Raw genomic sequence first — 8,895 nt, 5'->3', positions numbered from 1 at the left:
TGAAATGGGGCGAAAGTCTGTGGACTCTGTGTAAGACAGTACATGGTTTTTTAACTGTGGTATGCGACGGTGGTGGAAGCAGAAACTTAAATCGTGAGGTTTAGGAATCGCCGCACTTTTAGGGCGGCGAGGATGTCAACTCCGCTAACTCCTCATATTTCCGTCCGCAATGTCATCATCTCATCATTTATTCATCCCAGAGGGAAAATTTGAGGCAAATTGTACTGTATTTAGGGTTGGCTGAATAATGGTAAAACCCTTTTAAAATAAGGCTTTTGACCTGTTAAAATCCGATGTACATGCTGCGAAAATCCGATTGGGACTCTCAAAACCCTTGCATTAACCCTCTCGTAGAACATAATTTGGTAAAAAAAAAGAGGGAAACAAAGCCTGAAACGACCAGCTACTGACTCCTGACTCCTGACTCCTGACTCCTAACCCCACCAACAAACTTTTTCAGCAAACCCTATTTAAACTGGGTAGGGAGCATTTTAATACAAATGTACAGAACTCGGTAACTCCCCACCCTGTTCACTTAAGTTTCAGCGCCATGATTATAATTAGGGAATGATAGAAATTCTTAGGCAATAGGATCACATCAGTGTTGATAAATCATCTTTTCTTCGGCGCTTTCCTACCCCTTGATACTCTCCTGTCCACCCAGGGGATTATGGTTATGCTTCTGGCCGCTTATGCTTTAGCCATGTGGATGTTTCTAACTAGCGCCCCAAAAGTTCATACAATCATGGTGACAGATTTGGAGACAGCCCGACAATTTTATGAAGGACTTTTAAATTTACCCACGGCCGATGTTCCCCTCCATTACTATTACAATTATGAGCAGACGATGGGCAATAATATGATTGACCCATTTTATATGTCTAGTAATCCGGCTGTGACTACTGCCAACCCTTCTTTGGGAGATCAACCCCAGGGTTTATGGTATCAGTTAAAGAAAAATACCCAACTGCACATCGTTGCTGGAGCAACCGCGGGTTATAAGGATCGTCATCGTCACGTTTGTTTTGATCACGATTGTTTAGAACAAATTCTGATGCGGGTGGAATCACGACGCTTAAAGTATAAAGTTCGTCGCAATAAACCTTTAAATTTTTTGGTCAAAGATAATGCTGATCGCGTGATTGAAATGGCCGAAGTCTCAAATTAGTTAACGGTAATTAGATTGGGGGCAACCATAACGGCAAATAACTAAACTATGAATGATCAACTGCTCACAATCGTTTTAATTTCTTTAGGGGTAGGTATTGGTTTGGCCATTCTACTCCTGATTTTAGTCAAGTTAAGACGCTGCAACCAACAGGTAAATAGTATTGTCGATCATCACTCTCTCATCGGTTTAATCGGAGTTGTTCAAATCCCCTTCGATAAAAATAGCAAGGGGAAAGTGCGAGTTAATGTCGGGGATAGTCTGATCGATATAGTAGCGATAACGGAAGGGGAAGAACAATTTAATGTCGGGGATAAAGCATTTATCCTCAATTTCCAGGACAATAAAGTTTTAGTCATTGCGGAAAAGTATATCAGAGGCGATTTGTAATTTCTTCTAAACCAAAGGGTAACTAACTATGAATAGTCAAAATAATTCCTATCTCATCCAAATCAATCCCAATCCATACGACAACAATAACAACAACAGTGCTGGTAATGTATTGTTGAATAGTGTTGCCATTGCTTTATTGATATTTCTGGGGATTGGTGCGATTTGGTTTATCAATGCTTTTTTGTGTATTTGCAAACCCAATGAAGTAGTAATACTGAGTGGGATGAAACGCAAATCAAAAGATAGACAGGATGTGGGGTATCGAGTGGTATCGGGGGGTCGGGCGATTCGTATTCCAATTTTAGAAACCGTTAAACGCATGGATGTCACCACAACCCCGATCAGAATTGAGATTAAAAATGCCTATTCTAAGGGCAATATTCCACTGAATATAGTGGCAATTGCTAACGTGAAAGTTAGTTCTAAACCTGAAATAGTCGGCAATGCGATCGAACGTTTTTTAGATCGAGATCGAGAAGAAATTATTCGCGTAGCTAAAGAAACTTTAGAAGGAAACTTGCGGGGTGTAGTCGCAACAATGACCCCCGAACAAGTGAACGAAGATCGCCTAAAATTTGCCGAAAGTATTACCAGTAACGTCAGTCAAGACCTGTTTAAACTCGGTTTAGAAATTGATACTCTCAAAATTCAAAATGTTGCCGATGACGTGGATTATCTTAACTCCCTCGGACGGGAAAGAATCGCTTTAGTCATGCGTGATGCTGAAATTGCTGAATCAAATGCACTCAATGAAGCTGAACAAATAGTTGCGGAATGTGAGGAACAGGCAACCGTAGCTAAAACCCGCGATCAAATTATCATTTTAGAGCAAGAAAACGAATTGAGAAAGTTAAAGGCAAAACTGGAACAACAGGCAAAATCGGAAGAAGAAATAACTATCGCCGCCGCTAAGGAAAAACGTGCTATAGTTGAGGAAAAATTGCAACAGGTCAGAGCAGAATTAGAAAGATTACGTCTCCAAGCAGATCAAGTTTTACCCGCAGAAGCGCAGCAGGAAGCCGAAACTTTCCGCGCTAGAGGAGAAGCGGCAATTTTTGAAGAAAATGCCAAAGCTGAAGCCTTGGTTAACGAATTATTCGCGGAAGTCTGGCAAAATACCGGCAGCGAAGCAGAGGCAATTTTCTTGATTCAACAGTTAGAAACTATCCTAGAAGAAGCGATCAAAATTCCTAAACGCTTACACCTCGAGCGAGTTAATATTGTTGATAATGGTGATGGTAAATCCCTTGCTACCCTGATTAAAGTCTATCCCGAAATCGTCAATCAATTCCTCGCCAGTGTCCATCAAACCCTCGGTATTGATGTGGTCGGAACTCTCACCAATAAAATTGAAAAATAGCAGTCAGAAAACATACTAGCCTGATTTTATTGAGTACGGAAGTTATCGATTTATTCCTGCCAATAAATTGTCTTATATTCTGCTTCCTTGCTCCAGTATTGCAGGAATAATAAATGGCGGATAACCTGTTCTAAAAGACTGGCTACAGCATTTTTCTTTTCTTTGCCCAAATCCTCTAATTCCTCGATTAAATGTTCTAAGTCTAGCTGTTGAAATTGATGATTTCTGAGTAGGCTAATGGTTTCTCCTAGCCATTGAGAGTCATCAATCTCATAGAGTTGTTTTAATGCGTGAACACCTAGCATAATTGATTGTCTCCATCTTAGAGCAGTGCCATGGTGAGTAAATTTGTAGATAATAATCTTCTCGATTAACTCGATAACATTTCTTTGATTGTTAGGGTCAACAACCTGTTGGTGGGTTTGCTCAATCAAGGATTGAACTTGTTTTGGTGCTTTTTTGGCGCCGATGAGGATAAACTGGAGGATACTGATCCCAAGAGATGATAGATGGGATAACTTTAGATTAGTGCTTATTATTCTCCCCAACATCTATTCTTCCCTTCTTTTAATTTTCCTTGGTGATCTTCCACATTTCTTAAATAATTTGAACAATCACATCTCTCGATGAATGCTCAAAAAATGCCTCGTCTCTGTGGGCTAAAAATTCAGGCAATTACTCCCTATTCTCTCGCTTGGTCGCAACAGCGATCGCTGGTGGAGGCGAGAATTGCTAATCCTGACTTACCCGATGTGCTGCTGCTGCTGGAACATCCCCCCGTTTACACCCTCGGTACTGGTTCAGATATTAAGTTTATTAAATTTAATCTTGACAAAACCGACAAAGAAGTGTACCGAATCGAGCGAGGAGGCGAAGTCACCTATCACTGTCCGGGGCAGTTAGTGGGCTATCCGATCCTCAATTTGCGCTATTATCGGCAGGATTTACACTGGTATTTGCGACAATTGGAAGAAGTCATCCTGCAAACTATCGCTATTTATGGATTGTCGGGGGAAAGAATCGCGGGCCTGACGGGGGTATGGGTAGAAGGGTATAAAATAGCGGCGATCGGTATTAAAGTTAGTCATTGGATTACCTATCATGGTTTTGCCATCAATGTTTGTCCAGATTTAAGCGGTTTTGCCGAGATTATTCCCTGTGGGATTGCTAATAAACCCGTGGGCAGTTTACGGCAGTTTCTGCCTAATATTAGTCTTATGCAAGTACAGCAAGATTTATCGAGAGTTTTCGCCTCAGTTTTCGGTGTGGAATTATTTTCTCTTGACAAGGATTAACATGAGCGATCGCAAAGAACCAGAAAAACTCGCCGCAGAAAATAGGGCCGATAACCCCGAAAATAAGGGTAAAACCAGTTTATCGCCCCCCGATGCCTCCGAATACGTCTCCTCTTTATCTTCCCGTAATCCTCTGCGTCAGCGCATCCTACTATTAAAAGATCTTCGACCGGGTAATGCGGGGTTACTACTGGCCCCCCTGATGGTGATGACCATCGGCCTGGTCTTTAGCTGGGACTGGTTAGGCTTTTCTGGGGCGATAGTAGCGATATTAATATCTTTACAGGTGATTTTGCCCTCTATTCGCCAGTGGATCGCCCATTATCTCACCCCCTCTGAACGTCAGACGGTTTTTGCCTTTATAGTTTTTATAGCTGCTCTGGCCGGATTAGGGAAATATTTAGGAGTTTACGAGCGCATATTGCGATGGTTAGAGAGTTTTAAATACGATGAGTTTGGTTCCTGGGCCGAGTGGGTGGGGGCCTTGGGGCAGATTATGATCGCCGTGTTAGCCGTCTATGTGGCCTGGGAACAGTACGTTATTTCTAAGGATTTAACCATACAACAAAATCGCATTACCCAACAACAGACGATCGATTCCTATTTTCAAGGGATTTCCGATCTAGCCTTGGATGAGGAGGGATTTTTAGAAGATTGGCCCCAGGAAAGAGCGATCGCAGAAGGTCGCACCGCTTCCATCCTCAGCAGTGTCGATGCCTCTGGAAAAGCGAAAATACTGCGTTTTTTGAGTCAATCGCGGCTATTATCACCGATTAAACGCGATCGTTATCTAGGCAGACCGATTCTAGACGGGGAAGGGGGTTATGCGGAGGATCGAGAGTTCGGTACAAGAGTAGTACAATTGGGGGTAATGTTAGCGGGGTCCGACATTTCTGGGCAGGATTTGCGCTGGACGGATTTAAGCGAAGCGAATATGGTGCGGGCCGATTTAAGTTATAGCGATTTGGTGAAAGCAAATGTATCGCGGACAATTCTCTACGAAGCTAATTTAAGAGGGGCAGATATGAAAGGGATGCGTTTATTTTATGGTTCCCTAGAAAATGCTACCCCCCGCAGTCGCAGCGTTCCCCCCAATTATGACACTGGAGAACACACGGGAGCAGTGGTAGAAAATGTCAATTTTACCGGGGTGAAAAATATGAGCGAGGAACAACGTCACTATTGTTGTCGTTGGTGTGGGGAAAAGTCCCGCGCAACCATTCCGGGGGGATGTGCTGATATTGCCAATCTTTTAGGTCGTTAACGGAGGCGATCGGCAGGGGGCAGTGTTATAATCAGTGGTATTCATGGCCAATAATTCCCACAAATTTATGAATCAAAAAGTCGTTATTCTTGCCACTGCCTCCGCTAGTTTATTAGCCCTAGCAGTTACCACTAACTCCGTACAAGCTGCCCCAGAGTCCTTTCATCCTAGTTTCAACACCGAGAACTTAGGTGACATGATTATCGGCAAGACAACCAGCGAAGAAAATCCGATTTTACGTCATCTTAATTGTAGTTGTGCCACCTGCACGCAATCCCTTAATTCCTCACTCAATTGATAATTTTCCACCCCAACGATCCTGGGGGATAAAAGTCCGCTCTAGATTAATTTTTGCCACGGGTTCCGTGAGGGTAAATTCTCCCGATTCGATTAGTGCTTTTAATTCTAAAGCGGCTTCCCGGGCCAAGGAAATACTGGCCAAAGGAGCCACCCTCACACTTTTTCCCTCGATCATAATCCGACCGCTTTTTAGTTTAGCGTAGGTGATTAAACCAAAGGTAGGACGGACTCGCCGGGGAATGGAAAAATCCACCACTGGAGCGACAATTTCCTCATCTTTTACCGCACAATGTCGAACGATTTCCTCGCTTAAAATTGGAATCGGTACTGCTACCCCTAACATTAAAGAAGCCCCATAATTTTTGAAATAACAACCTCGCACCCAGCGAGCATTCATTTGTTTAGCATCACCAATTAAGGCTAAGGTGGAAGCCGGTCCAATAGGAGTTCGATTTTGTAGGCGTTTTTGCAGGGGAAAATGTTGGGTTCCTTCCCAGGCAATATAACCGATTCCTCCTCCCAAAAAAAGGCGCGTACCGATGCCTATAGCCTCTAAATCGGGGTCATTTAACAGGGGAGAAATTGCCCCGGGGTTAGAATACACTGCATTACCTAATCGCGGCTGTAGTGGTCCCAAATAAGTATATAAAGTCCGCTCTCCCCCATTGACTCCGACGATAAAATTCTGGTAGAGATTGCGAGGATTAAAAAGATAAAATTGATTGATAGTCTCCTTAGAAATAATCGTTTCAAAAGAAGTGCGAGGATAACAATCAGTGGCCTGGCCGACAGCGCGCAATTGAATCGATTTTCCAGCGATTAAATCCTCAATAATATGTCCGCCGCCCCTTTCGGGATTTTCTCCCTCTAAATTCTCATTTTTGGCCGCTAGATCACTAATAGCGCTGGCTCCTAAATATAAATCCACCGCCCCAAAACCAGCATAAGCAGGAATCCCATCTAACCAACATTGACGAATTTTTATCGGCGGATCCGTCTGACCTAAATTAATAATTGCCCCCGAAGATTCCATCGGTTCAAAAGTTCCCGTACAAACCACATCTACTTGGGAAAAAACCTCCTTAATTCCCATCTCGGTAACGCGGCTTTTTAATTCCTCTACTGTCCAGACTACAGCCGTTTTTTTAGCAATTTTGTCGTTGATTTCAGCGATTGTTCTCATGATAAAAATTGGCAAGATGGGGGGTTAGGGAGCTTTTTGCTGTTGTCAGTAAACAGTAATCAGATTTGAGTTTTCAGTGAGTGGTATTAACTGAGCAGTATTAAATGGCCGTAACAGTGCTGTCTTTTCACTGATTACTGATTACTGATGACTGATCACTGTTATAAGATAAAAAAGGGAAAATTTACGATCGAAGCTTTTCTATGACAGTTACACCCGTTCCGGCCTCCTTTAATCCTGTTTCTGGTCTAGTTAACCGTATTCTCGGCATAAAACCGCTTTTTGACATCGCTCGCTATCAGGCGCGCAATATGATGATTAAAAGAGCCGAAAAACTAGGCGTACCTTGGCGGGAAACCGTCAAACAATGGCAACAACGGGATTGGAGTTGGGAACTGCAAGCGGTAGAAAATCCCGATCTCGTCTATCCCGAATACTACGTTTGTTCTTTCCACGCTTACGAAAAGGGCAATTTAGACTGGTTGCCAGCCTTTGAGGTAGAATCTGCCGCCTATGCTGTCCATTCTACCATCTGGCCCGGGGCGGGGATGGACGGCGATCCGCGATTGCGGCGGGAATATCACCGGATATTAAAAGAGCAAATCAAGGCAGAAATTAACGATATTGTCGATTTAGGCTGTAGTGTCGGCATGAGCAGCTTCGCACTGCAAGATACTTATCCTCAAGCCCGGGTAACTGGGTTAGATCTCTCTCCCTACTATTTAGCCGTTGCCCAATACCAAGCTCAACAAAAACAAAAGACGATTCAATGGCAACACGCGGCTGCGGAAAAAACTCAATTACCCAGTCAGTCCTACGATCTGGTATCGTCGTTTTTAATGTTCCACGAACTACCCCAACAGGCTACTAGAGAAATTTTCGCCGAAGCGCGTCGTTTATTGCGATCGGGGGGTTATTTGACGCTGATGGATATGAATCCGCGCTCGGAAATTTATCGAAAAATGCCCCCTTATGTCCTAACCTTACTCAAGAGTACCGAACCCTATCTCGATCAATATTTTGCTCTCGATATCGAACAGGCATTAGTTGAAGCGGGGTTTCAAGCACCGATCATTACCCCCACCAGTCCCCGACACCGGGCGATTGTTGCGCGGGTTTCCGAATCATAATTTTGAGGTAATCAATGAAGATAATTTTTCGTCAAAGTTGGACAAAGATATTAACTATTGTCCCTCTCTTCCTGTTAATTTTTGCCAGCAAAACCCTCGCCCATCATGCCATGGCAGGGCAAACTCCCGATAATTTTTGGAACGGATTTTTATCGGGTTTAGCTCACCCAGTTATCGGTTTAGATCATTTAGCTTTTGTGGTGGCTAGTGGTTTAATTGCTGTGGGGATGGAACAGGGTTTATTAATTCCGCTCGCTTTTGCGATTACCACTTTAATCGGGACAGGTATTCATTTACAGGGAATAAATTTACTTTTTCCTGAAGGGATTATTGCCCTTTCTGTGGTAATTTTTGGCGTGATTTTAACCCTGAAAAAAGGTTTACAAACTCATTCTAATCTCTATACGATCGCTCTGGCAACTCTGGCAATGATTGCGGGAATTTTCCACGGTTATGCCTACGGAGAATCAATTATCGGGGCGCGAGTTGCCGCTTTAGTTGCCTATTTAATCGGTTTTACCGTGATCCAATTAGCGATCGCATCTGGTGCTTTTTTCCTTGGCAGTGTCATTAAGGAAAAATTAGCCAAGCAAGCGACTCTAATTAGTAAGTTCATCGGATTGGCAATTATGGCGATCGGTACAACTTTTTTAGTGGGAATTAAGTAGGGTCTGCTGAAAAAGTTTGTTGGTGGGGGCAGGGTGTGGGGTGTGGGGTGTGGGGTGTAGGGTTTTACCGATTTTGAGGTAGTCAGTTACCTAATTTTCAGGGAAAAAGTACCTGAATTTTACCCCCGATCCCT

9 protein-coding genes and 2 pseudogenes are annotated in these 8,895 nt (G+C 43.3%); 8 read left to right on the top strand and 3 right to left on the bottom strand.

What is annotated here, in order from left to right; genetic code table 11:
• The first annotated feature begins 601 nt into the window (after window positions 1–601).
• The 3 genes from O9295_RS01875 to O9295_RS01865 are packed head-to-tail and all read left to right on the top strand — an operon-like array spanning window position 602 to window position 2,921.
• Window positions 602–1,168, top strand: coding sequence for a hypothetical protein (locus O9295_RS01875; RefSeq protein ID WP_002784990.1), 567 nt, complete (start codon window positions 602–604; stop codon window positions 1,166–1,168).
• Window positions 1,169–1,216: 48 nt separating this feature from the next.
• Window positions 1,217–1,558: a hypothetical protein gene (locus O9295_RS01870; protein WP_288031234.1), complete on the top strand. Its 342-nt coding sequence runs from the start codon at window positions 1,217–1,219 to the stop codon at window positions 1,556–1,558.
• A 28-nt stretch (window positions 1,559–1,586) separates the two neighbouring features.
• Window positions 1,587–2,921: a flotillin family protein gene (locus O9295_RS01865; RefSeq protein WP_288031232.1), complete on the top strand. Its 1,335-nt coding sequence runs from the start codon at window positions 1,587–1,589 to the stop codon at window positions 2,919–2,921.
• 53 nt (window positions 2,922–2,974) lie between these two features.
• Here O9295_RS01865 and O9295_RS01860 read toward each other — a convergent pair.
• Both O9295_RS01860 and O9295_RS01855 read right to left on the bottom strand, forming a co-directional pair.
• Window positions 2,975–3,226, bottom strand: a pseudogene (locus O9295_RS01860) (DUF29 domain-containing protein); the annotation flags it as partial.
• Between the two features lie 45 nt (window positions 3,227–3,271).
• A pseudogene (locus O9295_RS01855) lies at window positions 3,272–3,472 on the bottom strand (DUF2887 domain-containing protein); the annotation flags it as partial.
• 75 nt (window positions 3,473–3,547) lie between these two features.
• On the opposite strand from O9295_RS01855, the gene lipB reads away from it, so the two are divergent.
• From lipB to O9295_RS01840, 3 genes are all read left to right on the top strand, one after another.
• Window positions 3,548–4,216, top strand: a complete 669-nt coding sequence (gene lipB / locus O9295_RS01850) for a lipoyl(octanoyl) transferase LipB (RefSeq protein WP_079208926.1) — start codon at window positions 3,548–3,550, stop codon at window positions 4,214–4,216.
• Between the two features lies 1 nt (window position 4,217).
• Complete coding sequence (locus O9295_RS01845; RefSeq protein ID WP_288031229.1) at window positions 4,218–5,480, top strand: pentapeptide repeat-containing protein; 1,263 nt, start codon at window positions 4,218–4,220, stop codon at window positions 5,478–5,480.
• Between the two features lie 67 nt (window positions 5,481–5,547).
• Window positions 5,548–5,778, top strand: coding sequence for a hypothetical protein (locus O9295_RS01840; RefSeq protein ID WP_044034630.1), 231 nt, complete (start codon window positions 5,548–5,550; stop codon window positions 5,776–5,778).
• Here O9295_RS01840 and O9295_RS01835 read toward each other — a convergent pair.
• A complete protein-coding gene (locus O9295_RS01835; RefSeq protein ID WP_002795668.1) occupies window positions 5,767–6,963 on the bottom strand; it encodes a homocysteine biosynthesis protein in 1,197 nt (398 codons plus the stop codon). The genes O9295_RS01840 and O9295_RS01835 overlap by 12 nt on opposite strands.
• Before the next feature lie 203 nt (window positions 6,964–7,166).
• Between O9295_RS01835 and O9295_RS01830 the strand changes: the two genes are divergently transcribed.
• Entirely contained in the window at window positions 7,167–8,093 is a 927-nt protein-coding gene (locus tag O9295_RS01830; protein WP_002795667.1) for a class I SAM-dependent methyltransferase, read from the top strand.
• A gap of 14 nt (window positions 8,094–8,107) precedes the next feature.
• The gene (locus O9295_RS01825) at window positions 8,108–8,761 is read left to right on the top strand and encodes a HupE/UreJ family protein (protein ID WP_288031226.1); all 654 of its coding nucleotides are present in this window, start codon (window positions 8,108–8,110) and stop codon (window positions 8,759–8,761) included.
• Window positions 8,762–8,895 lie beyond the last annotated feature (134 nt).

Origin of the sequence: Microcystis sp. LE18-22.4A, assembly GCF_027531105.1 — a bacterium.
GTDB classification, from domain to species: domain Bacteria; phylum Cyanobacteriota; class Cyanobacteriia; order Cyanobacteriales; family Microcystaceae; genus Microcystis; species Microcystis aeruginosa.
This window is presented reverse-complemented; position numbering and strand designations above follow the sequence as displayed.